This window comes from Rhizobium mesoamericanum STM3625, assembly GCF_000312665.1.
In the GTDB taxonomy this organism is placed as follows: Bacteria; Pseudomonadota; Alphaproteobacteria; order Rhizobiales; family Rhizobiaceae; genus Rhizobium; species Rhizobium mesoamericanum.
In genome coordinates this window covers 3,563,644-3,589,009 of sequence record NZ_HF536772.1, presented here as the reverse complement: position 1 = coordinate 3,589,009, position 25,366 = coordinate 3,563,644, and the positions used below count along the sequence as shown (strand labels likewise).

The 25,366-nt window shown below is 59.5% G+C and carries 21 protein-coding genes and 1 pseudogene; 5 read left to right on the top strand and 17 right to left on the bottom strand.

Annotated elements, in window-relative coordinates:
• Positions 1-104: 104 nt before the first annotated feature.
• From BN77_RS17570 to BN77_RS17535, 9 genes and pseudogenes are all read right to left on the bottom strand, one after another.
• Positions 105-851 (bottom strand): annotated as a pseudogene (locus tag BN77_RS17570) (LysR family substrate-binding domain-containing protein); the annotation flags it as partial.
• Between the two features lie 176 nt (positions 852-1,027).
• On the bottom strand, positions 1,028-1,957 hold the full coding sequence (locus tag BN77_RS17565) for an alpha/beta hydrolase (protein WP_007534334.1): 930 nt from the start codon (positions 1,955-1,957) through the stop codon (positions 1,028-1,030).
• Complete coding sequence (locus BN77_RS17560; protein ID WP_007534329.1) at positions 1,954-3,579, bottom strand: ABC transporter ATP-binding protein; 1,626 nt, start codon at positions 3,577-3,579, stop codon at positions 1,954-1,956. Before BN77_RS17560 ends, BN77_RS17565 begins: the two co-directional genes overlap by 4 nt.
• 3 nt (positions 3,580-3,582) lie before the next feature.
• Complete coding sequence (locus BN77_RS17555) at positions 3,583-4,416, bottom strand: ABC transporter permease (protein ID WP_007534327.1); 834 nt, start codon at positions 4,414-4,416, stop codon at positions 3,583-3,585.
• A gap of 10 nt (positions 4,417-4,426) precedes the next feature.
• The gene (locus BN77_RS17550; RefSeq protein ID WP_007534325.1) at positions 4,427-5,383 is read right to left on the bottom strand and encodes an ABC transporter permease; all 957 of its coding nucleotides are present in this window, start codon (positions 5,381-5,383) and stop codon (positions 4,427-4,429) included.
• Positions 5,384-5,392: 9 nt separating this feature from the next.
• Positions 5,393-6,895: a carnitine 3-dehydrogenase gene (locus BN77_RS17545; protein WP_040677344.1), complete on the bottom strand. Its 1,503-nt coding sequence runs from the start codon at positions 6,893-6,895 to the stop codon at positions 5,393-5,395.
• Positions 6,896-6,966: 71 nt separating this feature from the next.
• A complete protein-coding gene (locus BN77_RS17540; RefSeq protein ID WP_007534323.1) occupies positions 6,967-8,520 on the bottom strand; it encodes an ABC transporter substrate-binding protein in 1,554 nt (517 codons plus the stop codon).
• A gap of 27 nt (positions 8,521-8,547) precedes the next feature.
• Positions 8,548-8,700 carry a hypothetical protein gene (locus tag BN77_RS33565; RefSeq protein WP_007534322.1) on the bottom strand — a complete coding sequence of 51 codons (153 nt, stop codon included), beginning with the start codon at positions 8,698-8,700 and terminating at the stop codon, positions 8,548-8,550.
• A gap of 22 nt (positions 8,701-8,722) precedes the next feature.
• Positions 8,723-9,616 carry a beta-keto acid cleavage family enzyme gene (locus BN77_RS17535; protein WP_007534321.1) on the bottom strand — a complete coding sequence of 298 codons (894 nt, stop codon included), beginning with the start codon at positions 9,614-9,616 and terminating at the stop codon, positions 8,723-8,725.
• Between the two features lie 93 nt (positions 9,617-9,709).
• Here BN77_RS17535 and BN77_RS17530 point away from each other — a divergent pair, with 93 nt between their 5' ends.
• On the top strand, positions 9,710-10,666 hold the full coding sequence (locus BN77_RS17530; RefSeq protein ID WP_007534320.1) for a GlxA family transcriptional regulator: 957 nt from the start codon (positions 9,710-9,712) through the stop codon (positions 10,664-10,666).
• A 28-nt stretch (positions 10,667-10,694) separates the two neighbouring features.
• Here the strand turns inward: BN77_RS17530 and BN77_RS33560 are convergent, their stop codons facing one another.
• Together BN77_RS33560 and BN77_RS17525 are read right to left on the bottom strand one after the other, a co-directional pair.
• Positions 10,695-10,865: a hypothetical protein gene (locus BN77_RS33560; protein ID WP_157224463.1), complete on the bottom strand. Its 171-nt coding sequence runs from the start codon at positions 10,863-10,865 to the stop codon at positions 10,695-10,697.
• Between the two features lie 177 nt (positions 10,866-11,042).
• On the bottom strand, positions 11,043-11,933 hold the full coding sequence (locus tag BN77_RS17525) for a LysR family transcriptional regulator (RefSeq protein ID WP_007534319.1): 891 nt from the start codon (positions 11,931-11,933) through the stop codon (positions 11,043-11,045).
• 203 nt (positions 11,934-12,136) lie between these two features.
• Here BN77_RS17525 and BN77_RS17520 point away from each other — a divergent pair, with 203 nt between their 5' ends.
• On the top strand, positions 12,137-12,373 hold the full coding sequence (locus tag BN77_RS17520) for a helix-turn-helix domain-containing protein (RefSeq protein WP_040677341.1): 237 nt from the start codon (positions 12,137-12,139) through the stop codon (positions 12,371-12,373).
• 155 nt (positions 12,374-12,528) lie between these two features.
• Here the strand turns inward: BN77_RS17520 and BN77_RS17515 are convergent, their stop codons facing one another.
• The 5 genes from BN77_RS17515 to BN77_RS17495 all read right to left on the bottom strand — a co-directional run bounded on the left by BN77_RS17515 (position 12,529) and on the right by BN77_RS17495 (position 20,349).
• A complete protein-coding gene (locus BN77_RS17515; protein ID WP_007534317.1) occupies positions 12,529-13,422 on the bottom strand; it encodes a DUF429 domain-containing protein in 894 nt (297 codons plus the stop codon).
• A 16-nt stretch (positions 13,423-13,438) separates the two neighbouring features.
• The gene (locus BN77_RS17510) at positions 13,439-14,407 is read right to left on the bottom strand and encodes a 3'-5' exonuclease (RefSeq protein WP_007534316.1); all 969 of its coding nucleotides are present in this window, start codon (positions 14,405-14,407) and stop codon (positions 13,439-13,441) included.
• Between the two features lie 800 nt (positions 14,408-15,207).
• A complete protein-coding gene (locus BN77_RS17505) occupies positions 15,208-15,717 on the bottom strand; it encodes a hypothetical protein (RefSeq protein ID WP_244426188.1) in 510 nt (169 codons plus the stop codon).
• A 254-nt stretch (positions 15,718-15,971) separates the two neighbouring features.
• A complete protein-coding gene (locus BN77_RS17500; RefSeq protein ID WP_007534313.1) occupies positions 15,972-19,124 on the bottom strand; it encodes an efflux RND transporter permease subunit in 3,153 nt (1,050 codons plus the stop codon).
• Between the two features lie 34 nt (positions 19,125-19,158).
• On the bottom strand, positions 19,159-20,349 hold the full coding sequence (locus BN77_RS17495; protein WP_007534311.1) for an efflux RND transporter periplasmic adaptor subunit: 1,191 nt from the start codon (positions 20,347-20,349) through the stop codon (positions 19,159-19,161).
• A 398-nt stretch (positions 20,350-20,747) separates the two neighbouring features.
• On the opposite strand from BN77_RS17495, the gene BN77_RS17490 reads away from it, so the two are divergent.
• The 3 genes from BN77_RS17490 to ku all read left to right on the top strand — a co-directional run bounded on the left by BN77_RS17490 (position 20,748) and on the right by ku (position 22,833).
• A complete protein-coding gene (locus BN77_RS17490; RefSeq protein WP_007534309.1) occupies positions 20,748-21,539 on the top strand; it encodes a DUF2092 domain-containing protein in 792 nt (263 codons plus the stop codon).
• Positions 21,536-21,865, top strand: coding sequence for a hypothetical protein (locus BN77_RS17485; RefSeq protein ID WP_007534308.1), 330 nt, complete (start codon positions 21,536-21,538; stop codon positions 21,863-21,865). The genes BN77_RS17490 and BN77_RS17485 overlap by 4 nt, the downstream gene beginning before the upstream one ends.
• Before the next feature lie 158 nt (positions 21,866-22,023).
• Positions 22,024-22,833 (top strand): non-homologous end joining protein Ku, encoded by an 810-nt coding sequence (gene ku, locus BN77_RS17480; protein ID WP_007534304.1) that lies wholly within the window; start codon positions 22,024-22,026, stop codon positions 22,831-22,833.
• Between the two features lie 19 nt (positions 22,834-22,852).
• On the opposite strand, the gene ligD is transcribed toward ku, so the two are convergent.
• Positions 22,853-25,366, bottom strand: a complete 2,514-nt coding sequence (gene ligD / locus BN77_RS17475; protein ID WP_007534302.1) for a DNA ligase D — start codon at positions 25,364-25,366, stop codon at positions 22,853-22,855.

The following is a 25,366-nucleotide window of genomic DNA, read 5'->3' as shown; positions in this document are numbered from 1 at the left end:
GGCGACGGCGCGGACATCAACGGGATGCTCAACAGCAGGCAGGCCGATCAAGGATCGGCGGACGGGCGGCCGAGCCGTCAGGGACTAGCCGAATACGACCGCCCTCACCGCCCCGGCCGTGCGAGCGACCGGGCGATATCGACGATGTCGTCGCGCGCGGCGGTCGGATCCTCCCTGTTCCACGCGACGCCGAGGCCGATCCGAAAGTCGATGCCTCTGACCTTCTTCAGCTCGAAGGCGCGGTTCGGAAGCTCGCGTGTCCATTCCGGGACAAAGCCGATGCCAAGCCCGGCTGCAACAAGTGACACCAAGGACCAGGTGTCGTCGCAGCTGTAGGCAATGTTCTTCACCAGGTCGTAGGCCTCGAACTTCTCCTGGAAGTAGCGCTCGGAAAACGACAGGTTCTGCCTGGAAAAGGCGATGAGCTTCTGATCGCTGAGATCGTCGATGGTGATCTCGTCGCGCTCGGCCAGCGGATTGCCATGGCCAACCGCCAGATAATAGCGTTCATGCGCAATCGAGAAGAAGCGCAACGAGCCGATGTTTTCCACCGGGCGGATGAAGCCGAGATTGATCTGGCCGCTTTCCAGGTTGCGGATGATCTCGCCGGTGTTGCCGGCAGCGATATGGATCTTCACGTCAGGGAACTTGCGGGCGATCTTCGCAAGGAAGGCCGGCAGCATGCCGATGGTGGCCGGATAGACGGTGCCGATCCTGATCTGGCGCATGCGGCTGCCGCCGGCCGCCCGCGTCAGCTCGGTGGTCAGGTCAACCTCGCTGAGGATGCGCACACAGCGATCATAGAACGTTTCCCCTGCCCTGGTCAGTTCCACCCGCCTCGTCGAGCGGATTGGCCGAGCTACTTAAGCAGTTTTCACAGTAACCGCCTTGGAATGGAATTCCAATTTCGCAAAATCGCACCATGCTCTAGAGGTGGGTGACTTTTACGCAGTCCGTGGCAGCACTATCCCGACGCTACCGCGGACGAATTCTGCACCTCCGCTCCCACGCCTTTTGGTAAGAGTCGCTAGATCACAGGGTCCATGCAGACTTCTGCCAACTCTTGGAGCGTTCTGCAGATTTCCTCGAACGCCGTGCGGATTCGGCGGCTCATGATGCGGCCGCGCAAATAGCCGTGCACGAGTTGCTCATGGTTGCGCCAATCGGCATCGACGCCTGCGGCTTTGAGGCGCTCGACGTAAACCTTTCCGTCGTCGCGCAGGGGATCGACATCGGCCGTGAATACCCGCGTTCGAGGCAGGCCCGAAAAGTCCTTAGCCTTGAGCGGCGATACTTCTTCCACCTCCTGATCTGAGGAGTGTTCCAAGCCGGAATAGGCGGCGCTATAGCTGGCGAGATCGGAGGTGCGCAGCAGCGGCGCTTCCGCGTTCTCTAAATACGACAGCCAGGTGACTTCTCCCCCGAGGCCCGGGTAAATCAAGAGCTGCGCCATGGGCATCGGGCCGGCGAGGCGTCGCATGCGCAGCGCGAGAGCCGCGCAGAGTTTGGCGCCGGCGCTGTCGCCGACAGCAATCAGTTGCGGAGTCCTGGATGCCAGATGACGCCAGACCTTTTCGACGTCGTTGATCTGAGCGGGATACCGATGCTCCGGCGCCAGACGATAGTCGACGGCAGTCACACGCATGCGCGTGCGGCTCGCAATCTCGGCACAAACGTCGTCGTGGCTTTCCAGCGAGCCGACGACAAATCCACCACCGTGGCAATAGAGAATAGCAGGCCGACCAACGCCGGCGTCAGCCTGTTCATAGTGCCGCACCGGAATGTCATCGACCATCGCGTCAATGACATGGATATCCTTGGGGCGAGGCTGTCGAAAGACAGCGCACATGGCATCATAATAGCGGCGGTTGTCCGCAGCTGAAGCGATATTCGCGTCCGCAGGATAGGATGCTTCTGTCTTGGCGATGAAGGCCAGGATTTCAGGATCGTCGATCATTTCGCGGACGCTCCTGCCTCTAGACGGCGGGTCAGCCAATCCGGGTCCATGTCCGGCACGGAGGCTAGCAACGTTTTTGTGTAGGTTTGCTCAGGCCGGCGCAGCACATCTCTGACGTTCCCTTGTTCGACAACCCGTCCGCCTTGCATGACGGCGCAATCGTGCGAAATGGCCCGCACCGCCGCGAGATCGTGGGTGATGAACAGATAGGAGACGCCGGTCACCTCCTGGATCTCCTTCAAGAGCCTCAATATGCCTTCAGCAACGAGCTGATCGAGAGCCGACGTCACTTCATCGCAGATGATGATCCTGGGTTCGGCCGCCAAGGCACGCGCGATGCCGATGCGCTGCTTCTGCCCGCCTGAAAGCTCGGATGGAAGGCGATCCCCGAACTTCGCTGGGTCAAGCTCCATGCGGTGCATCAGCTCGTCGACCTTATCGTTGCGCCTGGCGCCTTTAAGGCCGAGGTAGAATTCGATCGGACGCCCGATGATATCTCGCACGCGCTGGCGCGGATTGAGTGCCGTGTCGGCGTTCTGATAGATAATCTGGATTTGTCGCAAAAAATCCCGGCTGCGCTGCCTGAAGCTCGGTTGAAGTGGCTGCCCGTCCAGCAACACCTCACCGCCGGTCGGTGGCAAGAGGCCAGCCACGACACGCGCCGTCGTCGACTTGCCGGATCCGGATTCGCCAACGAGTGCGAGCGTGCGACCGCGGTGGAGCTCGAGACTAACCTCCTGGAGGACCTTCAACTTGCCATAGGATGCACTGACGGAGTCGATCTTCAGCAACGGCTGGACGTCGCTCGCCGGATAGGGTTTTTCTTCCGCCTCCATCGAACGCACCGACCACAGGCTTTTGGTATAGGCCTCCTTCGGTTCGGCAAGCATGCCGCGCGTGGACTGGTCCTCGACCTCTCGTCCGCGCAAAAGCACCTTTATTCGATCGGCCATTTGCGCCACGACGGCCAGATCGTGGGTGATATAAATCGCAGCTGTACCGAACTGGCGGACCGCATCGCGGATCGCGGCCAGCACTTCAATCTGCGTTGTCACATCGAGCGCCGTTGTCGGCTCGTCGAAGATGATCAGATCCGGCTTGCAGGCCATCGCCATCGCGGTCATTGCCCGCTGCAACTGGCCACCGGAGACCTGATGCGGGTAACGCCAGCCGATCACGTCGGGTTCGGGCAGACGCATACGACGATAGAGATCAACGGCCTGTCGTTCCGCATCCTGCCTCGTCAGAAGGCCGTGTGTCACCGGCCCTTCGACATATTGATCAATGAGGCGATGCGCCGGATTGAAGCTCGCCGCCGCGGACTGTGCAACGTAGGCGATCCGCCGGCCACGAAGCTTGCGCAGGAAGGTTTCGCTGCGGCCGACGAGTTCCTCTCCGTCGAAACGAACCGAGCCGCCGCTTATGCGACAGCCGTTGCGTGCATAGCCCATGGCCGCAAGGCCGATCGTGGATTTGCCAGCGCCGGATTCGCCGATCAGACCGAGGACTTCGCCCCGATGCAGATCGATATCGATACCATGGACGATCTCGGTCCACGCGCCGTCGACCTGCGCTTCCATTTTCAGGCCACGGATTTCGAGGAGCGATTTTGCGTTTCCCATCGCCTAGTCCTTCAAGCCGCTGGAACGATGCAGCATCCAATCGACGACAAAGTTGACCCCGACAGTTAGCAGCGCGATTGCCCCGGCTGGCAGGAGCGGTGTGATATCGCCGAAGCTGATCAGGGAGGCCGTTTCCTTGACCATACTGCCCCAATCCGCAGTCGGTGGCTGCAATCCAAGACCGAGGAAAGACAGGGCAGATATGCTCAGGAAGACGAAGCAGAAACGCAAGCCGAATTCTGAGATGAGCGGCGGAAAGATGTTGGGCAAAATTTCACGCCGGATGATCCACCAGAGGCTCTCACCGCGCAATCCGGCCGCTTCGACGAACTCCATGACCACCACATTCATCGAAACTGCGCGTGCCAGGCGAAAGACGCTGGTCGAGTCCAGAATGGCAATGATGAGGATCAGATTGACCAGCCCGGTGCCGAAAATGGTCAAAAGCAGCAACGCAAAGATCACGCGCGGAATTGCCATGATCACATCAACGACGCGCGACAACACTTCGTCCGTCCAGCCCCCGAGCGTCGCGGCCAGCATTCCGCCGGCGGCGCCGATCAGGAACGCGAGGGCGGTGGTTACGAAAGCCACGCCGATCGTATTGCGAGCTCCGAAAATCAAGCGGGAGAGCATATCGCGCCCCAGACCGTCGGTCCCAAGCACGAACATGGAACTCCACGGCTCGAACTCGCCACCAACGACTTCAGCCTCTCCGTAGGGAGCAAGCCACGGCGCAAAGACGGCGACCACAATGTAGAACGCTATGATGAGAAGACCAAGACGCGCCGACCAGGGGACTGTCGCGAGCCGGAATGATTTTGTTGCTGCAATCATGGCTTACTCCTCATCGCGGATGTAGCAAACGCGGATTGGTGGCGATCGCGATAATGTCCGCAAACATGTTGAGGAAGATGTAGATCGCAGCAAAAATCAGACAGCAGCCCTGCACGACCGCGAGATCGCGTTTGGCAGCGGAATCGACGAGTAATTGTCCGAGACCCGGATAGACGAAGACGACCTCGACCACCAGAACGCCCGTTACGAGATAGGCAAGGTTCAGGGTAACGACCGTGACGATCGGGGCGAGCGCATTGGGCAGGGCGTGACGGGTTATCACCTTGAAGGGCGACTGCCCTTTCAGCCGCGCAGTCTCGATGTATGGGCTCGCGAGAAGGTTGATGATCGCCGCCCGCGTCATTCGCATCATATGCGCGGCGATGACAAGGGTGAGGGTAACAGCTGGCAGGAAGCAGATATAAAGCCGCTCGACGAGCGAGGTGGTGGCGTCCACTGTGGCAAGGGACGGGAACAGGCTCGTGCGCACGGCCAGAAACAGGATGAGGATATAGGCGACGAAGAACTCCGGGAAAGAGATCGAGGTCAGCGTCAACAGGCTCGAAAGGCGGTCGAACAGGCTGTTGCGCCACAGAGCGGCCAGGAGGCCCAACGTCAGCGACAGAGGAATGGCAAGCGCTGCTGCATAGGCAGCGAGAAACAGCGTGTTTCCGAGCCGCCCGGCGATCAGCTCACCCACCGGCCGCTTGTTGGCGAGAGACATGCCAAAGTCGCCGGTCGTCACGCCGCCTAGCCATTGTACATAGCGCAAGACGACCGGCTGGTTTAGCCCGAGCTGTTCGCGCAGGGCCGCCAGGGTTTCGGGTGTCGCGCTCTGACCAAGCAACTGCTGAGCGGCATCGCCCGGAAGGAGTTCGATCGCGAAGAAAATGATGATCGAAACCAGAAAGAGCGTCAAAAGCCCCGTCGAGCACCTCTTGAGTATCAGCTTCGGTATGGGAGCCATTGCGATCTCCTAGCTGGCGGCGGATTCCATCATGATTTCACGCACCGGCTTGCCTGCATAGTCTGGAGACTCCAGATGCCGATGGTGTTTCCACACCTCACCCAATTTGATCGTCAGAGCCGGGTCCATAGGCGCGGCGGCCGATTTTGCCGTGTCGACGTGTAAAAGCATATGCTCACCGGTTGCCAGGAGTTCGTTCTCTGGCCCACCGTAGAGTTCGTGCACTATTCTTACTCGCTTGAGGTCGAAGCCGAGCAACCGCGTTTCCACACGCAGCGGTGCACCCATTTTCACCTCGCGCAGATGCCGGATGTGCGTCTCCACCGTATAAAGCGACCGGCCGCTGGCCAGATAATCTTTGTCCATGCCGATAAAATGCAGGAAGGCATCGGTTGCATCCCCGAAGACCTGCAGATAACGGCTTTCGGTCATGTGGCCGTTATAATCCACCCAATCCTCCCGAACACGATCAGCGCGCAACGCCAAGGGCTTTTGCGGATCGACCGTTGGCCGGCGTTCGTGGCTGTGCGCTTTCGCATAGAGGGACGATTCGTACTCCTTGAGGACGGCTCCCGCACCCCAGTCATTGCCTTTCAGTGCCTGCATGATGGCGACGAGGTTGTCGTCGCGAATCCGCTCGAGCTCGCGGATGCTGTGCTTGCCCGATTGAGCATCCGACTGTGCGGCGATGGTATCAATCAGTTCCTCGGTCAAATCAGGGACGTCCATCAGCTTGGTCCAGGGCCATTTCAATGCCGGGCCAAACTGGCTCATGAAATGTCGCATGCCAGCCTCGCCGCCAGCAATCCGGTAGGTTTCGAACAGGCCCATTTGCGCCCAGCGAAGGCCGAAGCCGAAGCGAATGACATCATCGATTTCTTCGGTCGTCGCGATGCCATCGTGTATCAACCAGAGCCCCTCGCGCCACACTGCCTCCAGAAGGCGGTCGGCGATATGGGCATCGATCTCCTTGCGCACGACGAGCGGTTTCATGCCGATGGCGGTGAGGAAGGATTTAGCACGATCGAGATTGTCCGCCGTCGTACGTCCCGGCACGACCTCGACGACCGGAAGCAGATAGACCGGATTAAAGGGATGGGCAACGAGGAGGCGCTCAGGCGTGGCGAAGCCCTCGATCAGTTCCGTCGGCTTGAACCCCGAGGTGGACGATCCGATCAGCGTATTTTCCTTGGCGTGCCTTTCGATTTCAGCGTAGACGCTGCGCTTCAGATCGAGCCGCTCCGGCACGCTCTCTTGAACATAATCGGCATCGCAAACCGCCTCCTCAATGGATGAAACAAAGCTCAGATTGCCCTTCGGTGGCATCGGAGCCAGAGTTAGCTTGCGATAAGCGCGCTCGGCATTGGCGAGGACTTCCCCCACCAGCCGCTTGGCCTGCGGATGCGGGTCAAAAACCTTCACATCGTAGCCGTTGAGCAGAAATCGAGCGATCCAGCCGCCGCCTATAACGCCACCACCGATTGCTGCGGCGGATTTCACCGTGCCAGTCATGTTCACCTTGCCAGATTTGGGAGTGGAGCAGGCGCCGGCCGACCGGACGGCGCCAACTATCGATGGAGTGCTTAAGCAGCACTCCACCAACGATCGATCAGCTTCCAGCCGTCGAAGAAGCGGTTAGAAGCCAGCTTTCCATGCGCAACCTTGTCGTTGCGCGCATCGATGTAGTTGCTGAACATCGGAATGATCGCGCCTCCGTCGTCGCTGACGAGCTGCTGCATCTCATGATACATGTCTCGCCGCTTGTTTTCGTCGAGGCTTGAGCGCGCCTCAAGCAGAAGCTGGTTGAAGCGGTCGTTGGACCAGTGTGTTTCGTTCCAGTCGGCGCCCTTTGCGTAGACCAGGGAGAACATCGAGTCCTCGGTTGGCCTGCCGTTCCAGTAGCCGGTGACGAACGGCTTCTTCAGCCACACGTTCGACCAATAACCATCGTCGGGCTCTCGCTTGACGTTGATGTCGATACCGCATTTGGCGGCGCTCGCCTGGAACAGCGTCGCGGCGTCCAAGGCGCCGGCGAAAGCAGCGTTCGCCGCCGAGAGTTCGACCTTCAGCGTGTCGTGCCCGGCCTTCTTCAGATGGAATTTGGCCTTGTCAGGATCATAGGCTCGTTGCGGCAGATCGGCAGCGTAGAAGCGGTTGGCCGGGGCAATCGGACTGTCGTTGCCGAGATGGCCATGGCCGCGGAGGATCTTCTGCAGCAACTCTTCGCGATTGACTGCGTATTTCAGCGCCAGCCGCACGTTCACGTCCTTGAACGGCTCGCTATCACACCACATGGGCCAGAGGTAATGGGCAGTACCCGTGACCTCTTCAATGGTAATGCCGGCCTTGCGTTGCAGGAGCGGTAACGTCTTGATCTCGACGCTGTTGATGACATCGACCTGGTCCGTCAACAAAGCATTTTGCCGAGCCGTTGCGTCGTTGATTGTCAGGAGCTCGACCTCGTCGAACCAGGCGTGATCGGCCTTCCAGTAGTCCGAGCGGCGCTTCAGCTTGATGCGCACACCAGGCTCGTGCGATTCCAGCGTATACCCGCCGGTGCCGATGCCTGACTTCCAGTTCAGGGTGCCGTCCGTATTGGCCGGCATGATGACGAACTGATACTCGGCCGTCAGGAACGGGAAGTCCGCATTGCCGGATTTCAATTCGAAGACAACAGCCTCGCCATCCTTACGGATATCGACGACCTCCGAAAGGATCGCTTTTGCGCCGGAGGTCGAATCCTTGGCACGGTGATGATTGAAGGAAGCGATGACGTCCTCGGGCGTCAATGGCTTGCCGTTGGAAAACGTGACACCCTTGCGAAGCTTGAACGTCCACACCTTGGCATCGGGACTGGGTTCCATGCTTTCGGCAAGTTCCGGCACGATCTTGCCGGCGGCATCCACTTCGGCGAGGTTGTTACAGACACCGCCCAGCATGGCCGTCACGACGGGCCCTGCCGCATAGGTGGCTGGATCAATCGAGTCGGATGTGGCTCCGCCGGAATGGCCGATGCGGAGCATCCCGCCGCGCTTTGGCGATGATTGAGCATGGGAGCGCGAGGGCATTGCGGATATGAGCGCCGCCGCTGCAGTCGCCTGCAACAGGCCTCTTCTGGTCATGGAATTCTGAGACATTTTTGTTCCCCTTTTTTGCTTTCTCATTCATCGATTGACAGGCTGCTGGTCACGCACCTCCTTGTCTGGAACGAAGCAGATGGAAAGGGGATAGAGGTTGCTGCAGGCAATAGCCGAGTTCTGTCCGGCGGCATTGAATGCCGTCGCAAAATTCTCCGCTGTCTTGGCTGCTTCGGTCAAATCGATCGGTCCTGCCTCATTCCTACCAACGCTTTCTCAGTTTCAGTTTTTCTCGAACATCCTGGGGCTTCAGGATGTTGACGTTCATTGCCGAGAGGATTGATGCGGCACGCTCGACGAGCTGACCGTTGCTGGCCAGAACACCTTTCGAGAGAAAGAGATTGTCCTCCAGGCCGACCCTGACATTTCCACCCGCGAGCGCCGCCATCGCAACGTAGGGCAATTGGTTGCGACCGATGGAAAACGCCGAATATGTCCATCCCGCCGGTACATTATTGACCAGGGCCATCAGCGTGCTCGGATCGTCCGGCGCACCGTATGGAATACCCATGCACAGCTGGATCATCACGGGATCGTCAATCAGCCCTTCTTTGACCAGTTGTTTGGCAAGCACGAGATGACCGGTATCGAAGACCTCGATTTCCGGCTTGACGCCGCTTGCCTGGATGCGTGCTGCCATCGCCCGCAGCATGCCTGGCGTATTCGTCATCACATAGTCGGCCTCGGCAAAATTCATCGTGCCGCAGTCGAGCGTGCAAATTTCCGGCAACAGTTCGTCGATGTGGACGAGCCGTTCGGTCGCGCCTACCATATCCGTCTGCTTCGGGTTGAATGGCAGCGGCTGTTCCGCTGAACCGAGCACCAGATCGCCGCCCATTCCGGCGGTGAGGTTGAGGACGACGTCCACTCCAGAATCCCGCACTCGTGCAACGACTTCGCGGTAGAGAGCGGGATCCCGCGAAGGCGCACCGGTTTCCGGGTTGCGCACGTGAATGTGAGCGACAGCTGCACCCGCCTTTGCGGCCTCGATGCTAGCCTCGGCAATTTGCTTGGGAGTTACCGGGACCCTGTCGCTCTTGCTGACGGTGCCGCCTGAACCGGTGACTGCGCAGGTAATGAATACGTCCCAATTCACGATACGGCCTCCTTAACTCGACGATTTACTATACGAATTGCAGAAGGGACCTTGTTGGCATAAATTGCCAAAGAGTTTGCTGGAATTGACAGAATGAGTTTGAGCTGCGGCTTTCTAATCTTCGATGGTTTTTCCAACATGGTGCTGGCCAGTGCAATCGAGCCGCTGCGCGCGGCCCGCGATTATGCCGGTCCCAACACATTCGCATGGCGGTTGCTGTCGTCGGAGGGAACGGATGTCCGCAGCTCCAGCGGTCTCCTCTTGCGCTGTGACGGCGACATCGAGGACGCCCGTAATCTCGACATCCTGTTCATCGTTGCTGGTTATGGCGCACGCCAGCATGCACAGAGCTCGGTCTTGAAGCGGCTGCAGCGGCTAAGCCGGTCCATTGGCATCGTCGGCGGACTCGACTGCGGCGCCTGGTTGCTCGCACAGGCGGGACTGCTAGCTGGTTACCGAGCCACGATACACTGGCAGGATCTCTCGCAATTCGCTGAGATCCATCTGGATGTCGAGGTTACATCGGATCGCTTTGTGATCGACCGCAATCGGATCACGGCAGGCGGCGCCACAACAGTCGTCGATCTCATGCTCAAGCTGATCGGCGACCATGGTGGTGGAGCCTTGGCATTCGATGTCTCCAACATGTTTGTGTACGATGCTCGATTGCGCGTCCCGGACGAGCGAGGTGCGCGAAGCCTTTCCCTCGCGACACGTGTTCCGCAGCTCCTTAAAGCAGTCGCTCACATGCGCGCGCACGTCGAAAGCCCGCTCAGCCTCAAGGCGATCTCGGATGCGACCGCAACGTCGCCCCGCACTCTGGCGCGTCTTTTTCAACGGGAACTCGGCATGGGACCGGGCCACTACTATCAAAGCATCCGGCTTGACGTTGCGCGCAGCCTCGCGGAGGAAACGTCACTCGCCGCGCACGAAATCGCCGCGCGTACGGGCTTTGCTTCGGCGGCGTCACTCTCCAGGGCGTTTAGCAGTCATTTCGGGTCGACTTTGCGGGAGACGCGGCGAAATCGGCTGGGGGTGCCCCGAAATTGAGATCTGCGGCAAACATCAGCGTGAGAATTTATTCGAATGCGCGTGTGGTGGCGGTGCGAGCATACGACCCGTGGCTTTCTGCAGCCAGGCGTGCGCGGTGCGGCGCCTCGGGCAAATAGCGGTAGAGGCCAAGTCCACGATCTTCCTTGCCGTCGATGAAGCCGAAGTTTCGGCGCAGACGCAAACTGGTCGAAACCATTCATACCCGGATCAAACGGTGGTCCCGCAGGTCTAAGCATGACGTCACGCTCCCGGCAACGAAGCCACCCCAGGACGCGGGGCTCGGGCGAAAGAAGGGATGTTCAACGGCAGGCAGGCCGACCAAGGATCGGCGAATGCCAGCCGAGCCGTCGGGGTCAGTCGAACACGACCGCCCTCACCGCCCCGGCCGTGCCAGTGACCGGGCGATATCGACGATGTCGTCGCGCGAGGCGGTCGGATCCTCCCGGTTCCAGGCGACGCCCAGCCCGATCCGAAAGTCGATGCCTCTGACCTTCTTCAGTTCGAAGGCGCGGTTCGGAAGCTCGCGCGTCCATTCCGGGACAAAGCCGATGCCAAGCCCGGCTGAAACGAGCGACACCAAGGACCAGGTGTCGTCGCAAGTGTAGGCGATGTTCTTCACCAGGTCGTAGGCCTCGAACTTCTCCTGGAAGTAGCGCTCGGAAAACGACAGGTTCTGCCTGGAAAAGGCGATGAGCTTCTGATCGCTGAGATCGTCGATGGTGATCTCGTCGCGCTCGGCCAGCGGATTGCCATGGCCAACCGCCAGATAATAGCGTTCATGCGCAATCGAGAAGAAGCGCAACGCGCCGATGTTTTCCACCGGGCGGATGAAGCCGAGATTGATCTGGCCGCTTTCCAGGTTGCGGATGATCTCGCCGGTGTTGCCCGAAGCGATATGGATCTTCACGTCCGGGAACTTGCGGGCGATCTTCGCAAGGAAGGTCGGCAGCATGCCGATGGTGGCCGGATAGACGGTGCCGATCTTGATCTGGCGCATGCGGCTGCCGCCGGCCGCCCGCGTCAGTTCGGTGGTCAGATCGACCTCGCTGAGGATGCGCACACAGCGATCATAGAACGTCTCCCCTGCCCTGGTCAGTTCCACCCGCCTCGTCGAGCGGATGAACAGCGCACAGCCGAGCTCCCTTTCCAGGGCCATGACGTGATTGCTGAGCGCCGGCTGGGCAATCCGCACCCTCGCTGCCGCCCGGCCGAAGTGCAGTTCCTCGGCCACGGCTTTGAAATAGGAGAGCTGACGCAATTCCATATAAATAACCGATCACCAAATTCTTGGCGTGCGAAACCGAGCCCGTGCTTTGGGCACGGTCATTCCTGGATAAAAATGGCGCACAAACAGGGGCATGCCGCTGGAAGAATCACAGCCCTTTGCCTACAACCGTAGTCATAGGCGTTCACTCCGAGGACGTCAAGCGTTTTTCGCTACAAGCGTATTCATTTTTTAGAGCAATCATGGCGGCACTCACTCCGGAAGCAAACAGAGCAGCGCGGGCCATCCTAAAATGGTCGGTTAGGGAACTTGCTGAAAAAGCTGGAATCGCTTTTTCAACCGTGCATCGCTTCGAAACTACCGGCAGCGCCACGGAAGCAACTAAGGAAAAAATCAAAGCAGCCTATGCCGCTCACGGTGTTGAAATTACCAATGGCGATTACACAGGAGCCCGTCTGCGTCTAAAGCGCGACCGATGAATGACCAGCGATATGGTCGCCTTGACAGGAGTCGGACCGGTGGCCCTAGTATTTCGCGAAGCAGCATAAAGGGAGTTGCAATTCTGGCGAGGCATTCTCGCTTTCACGCGAATGGTTTTGATTAGCTGCGCATGCGGTGAACGATTCGTTCCACGCTATCGGCTGGTATTGACCGGAACCGTTGCGGTAAGTCGCTTGGCACTTCCTGCCAGCGACGGCGGATCGTCCGCCGGCCGGCCCTGCGGCGACGCCAGAAGCTCTGATTGGGGTATCCAGATCGCCGAAGCATCGTCACCAAATGGCACTGCGGTTCCCTCGAAAACGCATTTGCCGACCCAAGCGCAGATGACCGCGTCGAGCATGTCTTCAAACGCTTTTAACCGCCATGCTGGGGCCTCGAACGGAGGTAGCTCCAACACGACCGAGGCGCCTGGAATTTTCTGGTCGAGGCGGGCAACGATTGCACGCCAGGTTTCGAAGAGTTTGGTGCGCCGGTTGGCAGGGTTTTCCGCTGGCCAGTAGCTGCAGGTCTTCCCCTGCTTGTAAGGCAGCCGTCTCTTGGCGCTCATCAGCTCGACAAGGGCTGGATGCGGGTAGACCTCCAGCAGGCCCGGCACGCCAACCTCTGTGGTCAGCAAGCCATATCCGCAACGCTCGAAACCCCTCCTGAGATCGTCACTGATCTTGCCGGGCCTGATCGCGCTCGGAGTGTGCGTGCTGCAATGGCGGGCGCCATAGGCAGCCGAAACAAGATTGTCTGAAACTCGCCGCGATGTGATCGGCTCGAGAGAAAGGGGCATATCCAGGGCAACAAGTTCGACAGGAGCGCCAGCGATTTTCCCGGCTGCGGCTAGGAGAGCCGCTGCCTCTGCGACCGAGCCGGAAGGCCGGGAAGTGGAGATCAGCCGCTCATCGGCGTGGGCCAGGAGGTGGCGATAGGACGATCCCGCAAACATCAGGCGCCAATTGCCGGCCGTGGAGGAAACCAAAGCGACACCGCTCGGCTGCGTCACGGTCCAGGCTGCGTCGATACCCAGAATGGTCGTCATCGCCCTTCCCCACCATTCAAACTTTCCTGAAGCGATCGAACGCCGTTAAATATCTGACCGGTGGATCGGCATCCCAGCGGTAGATCTCCGCCCGCAGGAAGTGCAGTTCCTCGTCGAGCGCTTCCTCTGGCAATTCCACCCACCAGGATTTCGGGCGGCCGTCGGAGCCATCGGACCAGCGATAGCCGCGCGCCTTTAGATGATCCTTCATGTCGAATGGGCTGCTTTCGGCGTAGATGCGAACCCGCGACCGCTGGCTGGCACGATAGAGTTCCGCAAATGGCGTTCCGGTCGAATCGAGCCGTGTCTGCCCGAGCACTTCCAATAGCGCGAAACAATCGTCGACGGCGCGGTGCCCATCGTGAAAATATCCAGACTGGCCGATCAGGTAACCCAGCTTGCTTCCCTCGAAGCCGCGTGCCGACCAGTCGATCTCGGAGACCGAGCAGGCCCACGCCTTATGGGCAAAGATCGGCGAGAAGGCTTCGCAAAAGGGCCGGTCGAAACCAGCGTTGTGGGCAATGATCAAGTCGGCCGGCTCGATGAGGGACTTGAGGCGGGCAATTTCGATCACCTGACCGGCGACCATGTCGTCGGTGATGCCGGTCAGCCGTGTGATTTCGGTTGGGATGGGAATGATCGGCTGCTGAAGTCCGCCATAAACGCCGGTCACATCGCCAATCTCGCCGGCGTCATTAAAGCTGAAGGCGACAACGCCGATCTCGATGATTTCATCGGTGCGGTGATTAAGGCCGGTGGTTTCCGTGTCGAGGATCACGCCCCGACGCGGAAATTCGGGCTGAGCACGCTCGACAACTGATCGGGGCAGGAGCTTTCGCAGGATACGAAAGTTGCCGGTCGCCTCCAGATGCCGGGCCATGGCTTCCTCGTCCTGCCCTACTCTTGCAGCGACCTGCGATCTGGCGGTCTTTGCCGTCGCCGGCGCAAGGGGGGATGCGAAGAAATCGAGTTGTGACGCTATCATGCTCTAATCCGAATGCACGAGAATGATCGCACCATACGTATCGGATTGCGCACAGGCAACGATAGCCACTCCTATAGAGACTTCGATGGATTGGACCGCGATAGGTCTACGAGGCTGGCCGTCACCGCTGCAGGGCGAACTGGAATTGATCGCGGAAATCGATAGAGCAGCTTGAGCGGAGCCGCCCAGAGCGGTAGCTGTATTTCCGTCTGAACGGACTTGGATAGCAATCCCAAACTCGCGTCGGACTCTTGATGGCCAAAATTGCGGGAGCTTCGTACGAGGCCCACTCACTTCAAAACCTGATCCTCGAAAGAGGACCTCGTCTGAGAATTGGACGTACTACCATGCCTTGTCCACGTCGATACTCACGGAAGCCGACACACACACACATACACAGCCAGGACGCGATGGGTCGCCGACGTCGGGTGTTGCGCTAGACGGGAGAGCCGAGAGGTCAGCCTACCCGTTGGTGACCTCTCAAGCCCTCTCAGGGGACCAATGGTGCCCCTGCGTGTCCTTTTTTGGCGGAAGGACAGGGCCAACTTAGGCAGACGGTGCGCGCTTGGATAGTTGGACCAAGGTCCGATCATGAGGAGGGAGGCTACAGGAGGGTTTTGTCCGCGACATCCTAAAGCCTCCCTCATCCTTCGGGGCAGAAGGACAAGGTTCAGTTAGCGCTCACGTACCAATTGGGTATCGGACTAAGGTCTGACGAACTCGCAAGCGTATTGCGAATCGCGACCGGCACATCCGGCACCACCACAAAGGAGCGCCGAAGCCCGTGAAAACAAAGACAATTACAGCCCGTGAGCCAGGACCTTCTGACAAGCCGGCGACAACCGCGCCATGTTCTCCCTGAGGCACGCGATGCCGCGTCCGCCACCAAGGGGAACGGCACGGCAGTAAGATCGGAAGTCCGGCCCACAGGCCTCACGGGCAATGGTCATCTCTTCCCGCGGCGAAAGCTGCGGTGCGGCTGTCGCCGCCGGTGCGGCGGCCTTGGGTGTGCCGGCATCCGGCGTTGCCGGCGCCGTCTCTGCCCCTGAAGATGATTTCGGGGTGGCTGCATTGCCGCTTGCGCCGAGCGCGCTGATTGCCTGTTTGCATCCAGACGAGAGCGACGCTTCATGCTGCTGCAGGCAGGCAAGCGCCTCCTTGCCACCCGGCATCACGCCGGAGCAATCGGATAGGAAATCGCTGCGGCAGGCGGACTTGATCGCGTTGCGCTGTGCATCTGTCGGTTGTTGCGACAAGGCCGCTCCAGCAAACAAGGCGACGACGGCCAGCACCGGCACGCCAGGCTTCATTCTCCACACGCCAGCCTTTGTGGATGCAATTTCCAAAGATGATGACGACGAGAAATGCTCCATAGTTCCTCTCCCTTGCGGAAATCACAAGTGTCGACCATGTCGGCATCGTGAGGCTGCACCTCACCCTCTATTTGAGGGCGCTATTGCTACCCACGGGGCAGACGATCGAGCTAAGCACGCCCGTGCGTTTCCCAAGCCGGGAATAGCAATTCCCAATGCGGTATCAGGTCAGCGGCGTGTCGCCGCATCACCTAAGTCTGCGCGTCCGGCACCGGGACAGCGCGACGCTTCCGGTATTCCTCGAAGTGCTGCAGGATCACGTAGAAGGACGGCACCAGCAGAACCGCCAGGCATGTCGATGCGATCATGCCGCTGAAGACCGAAATACCAATCGATCGCCGGGCGTTGGCGCCGGCGCCCGTTGCCAGCACCAGCGGCAGCACGCCGAGGATGAAGGCAAATGAGGTCATCAGGATCGGGCGGAAACGCAGCCGCGCCGCAAGCACGGCCGCAGCGGCAATTTCCATGCCCTGCATGCGCTTTTCCCGCGCATATTCAACGATCAGGATGGCGTTCTTTGACGAAAGCGCGATCAGCAGAATAAGGCCGATCTGCGTGTAGAGATTGTTGGCGACCCCGAGTGTGGTTAGCGCGCCGACCGTCCCGAGCAGGGCAAGGGGAACGGCGAGAATAACGGCAAACGGCAATATCCAGCTTTCGTACTGTCCGGCCAAGACGAAATAGACGAGCAGAATGGCGAGGCCAAAGACGTAATAAATCTGGTTGCCGACCGCCCTTTCCTGATAGGACAGCGCCGTCCATTCGAAGCCGGCACCTGGCGGCAGTATCTGATTGGCAATCTGCTCCATGACATCGAGCGCCTGCCCCGAACTAAAGCCGGTGGCAGGCCCGCCAACGATCGTGGCAGTTGGATAGAGATTGTAAAGGCTGATCAGCGTCGGGCCCGGCGTGCTTTTAACGTCGATCACTGTGCCAAGCGGGACCATCGTGCCATCGCCGGCCCTAACCTTCAGATTGCGGATATCATCGGGGCGCACGCGGAAATTCGGAGCCGCTTGCACATAGACCTGGAAGGTGCGGCCGAACTTGTTGAACTGGGTCACGTAGCTTGAACCGACATAGCCCGAGAGCGCCGAGAACACCTGCCCAACCGTAACCCCAAGCGTCTCGGCCTTGATGCGGTTGACCGAAACCTCGAGCTGCGGAGCGTCTGCTCTAAACGACGTCTGCAGCCGCTGGAGCGAGGATTGCGAGTTCCCGTGTTCGACGATCGTGTCAGCCAGCGTCTGCAGCAGTGGGAAGTCGAAGCTGCCGTCTTTCAGCAACACCTGCATGGTAAAGCCACTGGCATTGCCGATGCCCTGGATCGCTGGTGGGATCAGGACCAGCGTCCTGGCTTGCATGACACTTTCCAGGGCACCGTTTAGATGCTGGTATATCGACAGCAGATCCTGGCCTTTCTCCTTTGCGCGCACGTCCCAGTCCTTGAGAATGACATAGGCGACACCGGCGTTCGGCAGGCTTGCACTGTTGTCGAGGACCGAAATGCCGCTGATCGTCAGAACCTGATCGACGCCGGGCGTCGATTCGGCGATCTTACTGACCTCTTGCATTACTGCATCTGTGCGTTCCTTCGAGGCACCGTCCGGCAACTGCGCGCTGATGAGGACGTAACCTTGGTCCTCGATGGGGAGAAAGGCCGTCGGAAGCCGGGAGAGCCCCCAGAAAGCGACACCGATCAGCGCCAGACCCACGAGGACTGCGATCCCGCTATGGCGAACAAGACCGCCAACAAGCCTGGAATATCCGTTCTCCGCCGCATCGTAGGCACGGTTGAAACCGCGATAGAAGAAATTGCGTTTTTCGGGTGGTACGGGCGGCCGCAGCCACAGCGCGCACTGCGTCGGCTTCAGAGTGATTGCATTGATCGCGCTGATCAGCGCGGTTGCCGCGATGACGAGCGCAAACTGCCGATAGAGTTGACCGGTCAGCCCGGGCAGGAAGGCAGCCGGAATGAAGACCGCCATGAGGACGAGCGTAATGCCGATGACGGGTCCGAGCAACTCGTCCATTGCCGTTTCTGCCGCCTGCCTGCCGGGCATTCCGCCCTCGACATGTCGTGAAACGCCTTCGACGATGACGATCGCATCATCGACAACAATGCCGATCGCAAGCACGATCGCAAACAGCGTCGACAAATTGACGGTGAAGCCAAGCGCAGCCATCGCCGCAAACGCCCCGATGATCGTCACCGGAACGGTTGTTGCCGGCACGAGCATGGCCCGCCAATCCTGGAGGAAGAGCAGGATCACGATCAGGACCAGAACCCCGGCCTCGATCAGCGTCACGTAGACTTCGCGTATCGACGCCTTGACGAATTTCGTCGTATCAAAAGGCATGCTGTATTCGAGGCCTGGCGGAAAGCTCTTTGCGAGCTCGGCCATCTTGCCCCTGACGGATTCGGCAACCGCGATGGCATTTGCTTCCGGCAACTGGAAAATGCCGATACCGGTTGCCGGTCGTCGGTTCTGCAGGAACGACTGGCTGTAGGTCTGCGCCCCGAGCTCGACGCGACCGATGTCGCGCACGCGAGTGATCCGGCCACCGCCTTGGGAATCGACCTTGACGATGATGTTTTCGAAGTCAGGAGCGTCGTTCAGCCGGCCGCTGACGTTCAGAGTGTACTGGAAGTCCTGCCCGCTTGGCACTGGCGGTAGTCCCACCTGCCCTGCCGTCACCTCCTGGCTCTGTTGCTGCACGGTATTGATGATGTCCTGCGGCGTCAGGCCTCGAGCCTGCAGAAGATCCGGATCCATCCAGATCCGCATGGCATACTGACCGGCGCCAAAGACGTTGACATTGCCGACGCCTGGGAGCCTAGCAAGTTCATTCTGCAGGTTGATGACGGCATAGTTCGACAGAAACAGGCTGTCGTAACGGCTGTCCGGCGACGTCAGGCTGACGAAACCGAGGATCGACGTCGACTTCTTCTGCGTGGTGACACCCTGCACCTGTACCGCCTCAGGCAGCGATGGCATTGCGATCGCGACGCGGTTCTGGACGAGAACCTGCGCCTGGTCGGGGTCCGTGCCGATGGCAAAGGTCACCGTCAGCGAATAGGTGCCGTCGCTGGCGCTGGTCGACTGCATGTAGAGCATGTTTTCGACGCCGTTGACCTGCAATTCGATCGGCAGCGCCACTGTATCGACGAGGGTCTTGGCGCTCGCGCCGGGATAACGCGTCGTCACCTGAACGGTGGGAGGAACCACGTTCGGATATTGAGCGACCGGCAGTTGAAAGAGCGCGACGGCCCCGATCAGGACGAAGACCAGAGCCAGAACATTTGAGAGCACCGGCCTCTCGATGAAGAAGCGCGAGATCATCTGCTTCGCCTCCTGGATCGCGCCGGGTCTCGGTTCATTGGACCTTCGATCCGCTGGGATCGCCCGTTGCTTGGGCTGCGTCTATGGTGATTTTCTCAGGTGTGACCTTCATATTGGGCACGGCCCGTTGGGTGCCGGTCATGACCACCCAATCGCCAACATCGATACCCTGCTCGATCACACGCATCGTCCCGTCGCGCTGACCGATCTTGACGGGTCGCTGTTCAATCACATCGTCCTTGCCAAGAACCAGCACATAGTTGCCCTGCTGGTTGGTGCCGATTGCATCGTCGCGAATGAGAAGCGCCTTGTCCTTGTGGGCGACCGGGACACGAACACGTACGAAGAGACCGGGTAAGAGCGCGTGATCCTTGTTGTCGATGATGCCTCGAACCGAGAGTGTGCCTGTCGAGGCATCGACTTGCGGAGCGACATAGTCGAGGTGGCCCTTGTGTGGGTATCCCTCTTCGTTACCGAGCCCGATCTCAACCGGTATGGTCGGAAGATCGACCTGGGTCAGCTTGTGTCCTGCCTTCGCCAGGCTCTGCTTGATCATCAGGACCTGCGCTTCGCTTACGTTGAAATAGACGTAGAGCGGATCGGTCTGCACGATGGTGGCAAGCTTTGTGGGGCCGGATACGCCGACCAGTGCGCCGACGTCGACAAGATGGTCCGTCACGGTGCCGTCGAAGGGCGCCACCACCTCAGTATATCCGAGGTTGATGTTTGCCAGATCGAGGCTCGCCTGCGCATTCAGAATGGCGGCGTTTGCCTCATCGAGCGTTGCCTTGGCACTATCGACGGACGTCTGCGTCGTCACTTCCTGCTTCATGAGGTTGAGCTGCCGGTCATACTCCTGCTTCGCGCCGACCTGGGAGGCCTGCTGCGAGGCGAGTTGCGCCTGAGCTTGGTCGACCTGCGCCTTGTAGGTGTCGCGCTGGATGCCGAAAAGCTTGTCACCCTTCTTTACTGCAGTGCCGTCCTTGTAGTCGATCGACTCGAGAAAGCCCTGCACGCGCGCTTCGATATCGACGGCGCTGATCGCATCGGTGTTGCCGGTCAATTCGAAATATTCAATCACGGGCTGCTGCAACGGCTGGGCGATATTCACCTTCGGCGGTGGCGGTGGGACGTACGAATTGCTGCCGCTGTCGCACGACGACAAGCCGGCGGCCACTGCAACAATCCCGATTAGGTATGGCCCCCGATACGATCTGCCACGCATTTTCCCTACCTCGACGGATGCACGAGCTTTGGATTTCATGCGTGCCCCGCAGTGGATCCCAGTGCTCCAAATGCCGAGGCTTTGTGCAGTATGGGACAATATTTGCGCGAAAGGCAATAGCAACGCACGCGATAAATAGTTGCCGATATAGATGGGGATATGCGACAAAGTTGAACCTACAGTTTCATTTCGGCCGCAGGAAAATAAACGTTGCAGTAGCTTCGCCTCCGCCGGATCGGGCTAAAGTTGCCGGGCTGTTCTTGAATGCCTCGTAGGCATGTCCAAAGGGGAAAGTCTTGCCTTTGACCCGTCTACTGATGGCAATGGCGCCAGCGACGTTAGCGTAGCCAGCATTCAACGCGTACCCAGTCAACCGTTGTCAAAGTGAGGGCCGTGACATGTCGAAATTCATACTGCCGACGCACTTCAAGGCAGTGGTTGCCGCGTGCGCGATGACCGCCGGACTTTGCGGTGCGTCCGGGGCGTGGGCGGACGATTCGAGGGAACTGCTGAAGGCAATGTCCGACTATATGGCGGCCCAGAAGACGTTCTCATTCGACTATGTCTCGTCGGTGGAGGCCGTGACGCCGGCTTTCGAGAAACTTCAGTTCGTCAGCTCCGGCACCGCAACGGTCAGCCGTCCGGACAAGATCCGGGTGACGCGCACGGGAGGCTTTGCCGACCTTGACGCAAGCTTCGATGGCATGAAGTTCACGGTTCACGGCAAGAACCTCGATGCCTATGCCCAGATCGATGCGAAAGGCAGCCTCGACGAGCTCTTCGACCGGCTGCAGAACGCCGGCGCTGAAATCCCCGGCTCGGATCTCCTCTTGTCGAACAGTTTTGATGCGCTGATGGACGGCGTTACCGAGGCCAAGCACATTGCAAGCGCTGTCGTCGATGGCGTGGAATGCGAATACCTGACCTTCCGGAAGAACGACGTCGACTGGCAGATCTGGATCGCGACTGGGGCAAAACCTATCCCGAAGCGCTACGTCGTTACCAGCAAGCACGTGGTGCAGGCACCCGAATACATGCTCGAGGTGCGGAATTTCCGCACGGGAGAAGATGTGAAGCTCGCAAACTTCGCGATCGAGATACCGGGCGATGCAAAGAAGGTCGACCTTAGCGAACTTGGGCAGATCGATGAGCTTCCGGCGCCCACAGGCATGATGGGAGATGCACAATGAAAACCGCCGTAAGGATTTTCGCATTTGCGCTCGCGGTTGCCTTCGCCTCACTTGACGTCAGCATGGAAGGCCGTGACCTGACAACGCTCACGTTCATGGCTGCCACGCCGGCGGAGGCCGTCGTCGGGCATCCGCTGACGCCGCTCTCCTATGCGGGCGTCGCCCGTCGGACGACGCGCCGTGTCGTGCGTAGAACGAATGTCTACGTCAGTACGCTGCCGGCCGGCTGCGTCTACGGAGCCTATTTCGGGGGATATTACTACCGCTGCGGATCACTCTACTACGCCAAGAGCGGTGCTACATACGTGCAGGTGGTAATCGAATAGACGGTTTCCGACTGCCCCGGCAAGCTTGCAGTGGGCACTGCTGCTACCGCATTCACAGACTTTGCGATCTGCAATGGAACCAAACCGCTGGTCTCCTCGTTTCAGAAAATTGCCGCAAATGCGGGCATGGGAGATGGCGTAAGGGCGCCAGGGCGTAAATGGCACGTCAGACCTATTGGAAGGGCTATCTCAAACTCTCACTCGTCACGGCAGCGGTATCGCTAACACCGGCGACAACAGACAGTAACCAGCTTCGATTTCATGTGCTAAACCGAAAGACGAAGAACCGCGTTGAAAGCCGCTACGTCGACAGCGTCACCCACAAGCCGATTGCCGACAAGGATCAGGCCCGGGGATATCCCCGCGGCGAAGACGACTATGTCATTCTTGAGGACAAGGAAATCGATGAAGTCGGACTGGAAAGCACGAAGACGATCGACATCGACACCTTCGTGCCACGCGGCTCGATCGACTGGATCTGGTATGACAAGCCACATTTTCTCACCCCGGAAGATAAGGTCGGCACGGAAGCCTTCTGCGTCATCCGTGAAGCAATGAAGGCAAACGACGTCGTCGGCATAGCGCGGCTTGTTCTCTACCGGCGCGAGCGTGCAGTCCTCCTCGAGCCTCAGGGCAAGGGCATCATCCTCTGGACGCTGCATTTCGGCGACGAAGTCCGCCCGCCGGCAGCAACCCTGGACAGCCACGGCAAGGTTGATGACACGGTGCTCTCCCTGATGAAGAAGCTCGTCAAGGACCGAACCGAAGATTGGCAGCCCGCCATGGTGCAGGATCCGATCCAGAAGCGTCTGAGGGCCATGATCCGTGCAAAGCAGAAGAACCTCGTCAAAGCCACACCTCCTTCGTCAAAGCAGCCGACGCGGGCCCCGACGGGCAATGTCGTCAACATCATGGATGCTTTGAAGAAGAGCCTGGCCAAGGAAACGGGACGTCCGAAATCTCACTGAGAAATCGCAGCCCGGTCCGCTACTTCAGTTTCTTAAGTGGCAAGGCGGCGTCGAAGAAATCCGCCCATGGATCGCTGCGCAAGGTATCAAGGCGCGCTGGAGCATTGTCGAGCGTGAAGTAGGCCGGACCGATTTCCTCGGTCAGCTCGTTCCACGCAAGCGGCATGGAAACGGCTGCCCCCGGACGCGAACGGGTCGAATAGGCGGCGACGGCCGTGTTGCCACGACCATTGCGCAAATAGTCGATGAAGATCTTGCCGTTCCGCTTCGCCTTCGTGGCGGTCGCCAGATATTTGTCCGGGTGATCCTTCGACATGCCATCGGCAAGCGCCTTGGCGAAGGCCTTGACGGGTGCCCAGCTGGCCTTCGGTTCGAGGGGGGTCACGACATGCAGCCCCTTTCCGCCGGAGGTTTTGACAAAGGCAGCCAGGCCCGAAGCTTCCAAACGCTCCTTCAGTTCATAGGCTGCGGCGATCACCTCAGCCCAGCTGACGTCATCAGCCGGGTCGAGGTCCATCGTGATCATGTCCGGTCGCTCCCAGCTTTCGGTCGTCGCCCCCCACGGATGGATCTCCAGCACGGCCGATTGGACGAGCGCGATCATTCCGTCGAAGTCCATGATGCGCAGCAATTTCTCACCGCCCCGGTCCTTCGGATCGGTGATCTGCTCGATATTGGCGTTCATGCCCTTCCAGGCATGCTTCTGGAAAAACCGTTGACCGGCAATCCCGTCGGGGCAGCGTAGCAACGCGAGCGGCCGCTTCGTCACATAGGGCTCCATGAAGCGCCATACGCGTGCATAGTAGCTGGCCAGCCCCTGTTTGGTGATCCCCTCCTGCGGCCAGTAGATCCGATCGGGATGGGTAAGCGTGACGCTCGATTGCGGCAGCTCCTGAGCGGTCGTCGTTGTTGCTTCGGGCATCACTTCCTCTGGCGCCTTGTCTTCTCTCAACCCACGAAACGCAGCGTGCCGCAAATTGTTATCCGCCGACCACGCCTGAAACTCGACCTCGGCAACAAGCTTTGGTTTGACATAGACCAGTCCGCGACGCTCCTCCGCAGTGAGCTCATCGTCGAACGAACTCTCGCTCTGTTTTAACGCCGACAGCGTTTCATAGAGCTCGTGCGCGAGGTTGACGCTGAAGCCTGTTCCGACCCGGCCGACATGCTCGAGCTTGCCATTGCGGTAAACGCCCATGGCCAGCGAGCCAATCGCATTTTTCATCGCCGTCGAAGGCACATATCCACCGATCACCAGTTCCTGCCTCTGCAGGCATTTCGATTTGACCCAGTCGCCGGTCCGCCCCGACACGTATTGGCTGTCAGCGAGTTTCGAGATGATCCCCTCGAGCCCGAGCTGGCGGGCATGATTGAGCACAACTGCACCCTTTTCGGTAAAATGCTCGCTAAAGCGAAGCCTCGCATCGACATCGGCGATGAGGTCCGCGAGCAAGGCCTTGCGGTTCGTCAACGACGCTTGCTGCAGGTCGTATCCATCGAGATAAAGCAGGTCGAAAGCGTAAAACAAAAAACGATCGTGACGGGCTGCGCTGAGATCGTTCTGCAGAGCCGAAAAGTCGGAGGCGCCATTTTCCCGCTCGACGACGATCTCACCGTCAAGGATCGCCGACTTCGCTGGCAGTGCCGTGAACGCCGTCGTAATTTCCGGCCCGAATTTTTCCGTCCAGTCGAGCCCGCTGCGGGTCAGCAGAGTGACCTTGCCGCTCTCAAGCCGAACCTGCAGACGATACCCATCGAACTTGATCTCGTGGATCCACCCTTCACCTGACGGAGGCTTGGCCTTGAGCTTGGCAAGCTCGGGCTCGATGAAGGCAGGCATGGTCGCCTTTTCCGCCCCCTTTGGCCACGCGTGGCGTTTTGCCTTTGCCAGACTTGCTGCAGATCTTATAGAGGCGGGCTTTGCCGCGCCCTTGGGGCGGGAGTTCCAGGTGGCGTCGGGGTTCTTCGCCACCTCCTCGATCTTACGGCCTGTTTTTACCGATTCCGGGCGCTGCTTGAGAATGTCGCCCTTGTGGCGGGCCTCCGCGTCTTCCGCCTTGATGAGCAGCCAGTTTTCCTGCCGCTCGCCCGGCTTGCCATGCATGCGAACGAGATGCCAGCGGCCGCTCAATTTCTGGCCGTCCAGATCGAATTCGAGATGACCTTTCTTGTAACCCTTGTGCGGATCGCCGTTCGGCGTCCATGTGCCCCGATCCCAAACCAGCACCGTCCCACCGCCATACTGACCTTTTGGAATGATGCCTTCGAAGTCGCCATAGTCCAGCGGGTGGTCTTCGACGTGGACGGCAAGCCGCTTTTCATCGGGATTGAGGCTTGGGCCGCGGGTTACAGCCCAGCTCTTTAGCACGCCGTCGAGCTCGAGCCGGAAGTCATAGTGCAGCCTCGTCGCATCGTGCTTTTGAATGACGAAGCTGAGCGCGGTTTGTGCTGGAGGTTTTCCGCCGCGCTTGCTCCCGCGCGGCTCTGGCGTCACCTTGAAATTACGTTTGGCTTGATAGGCCTCCAGAGCCAT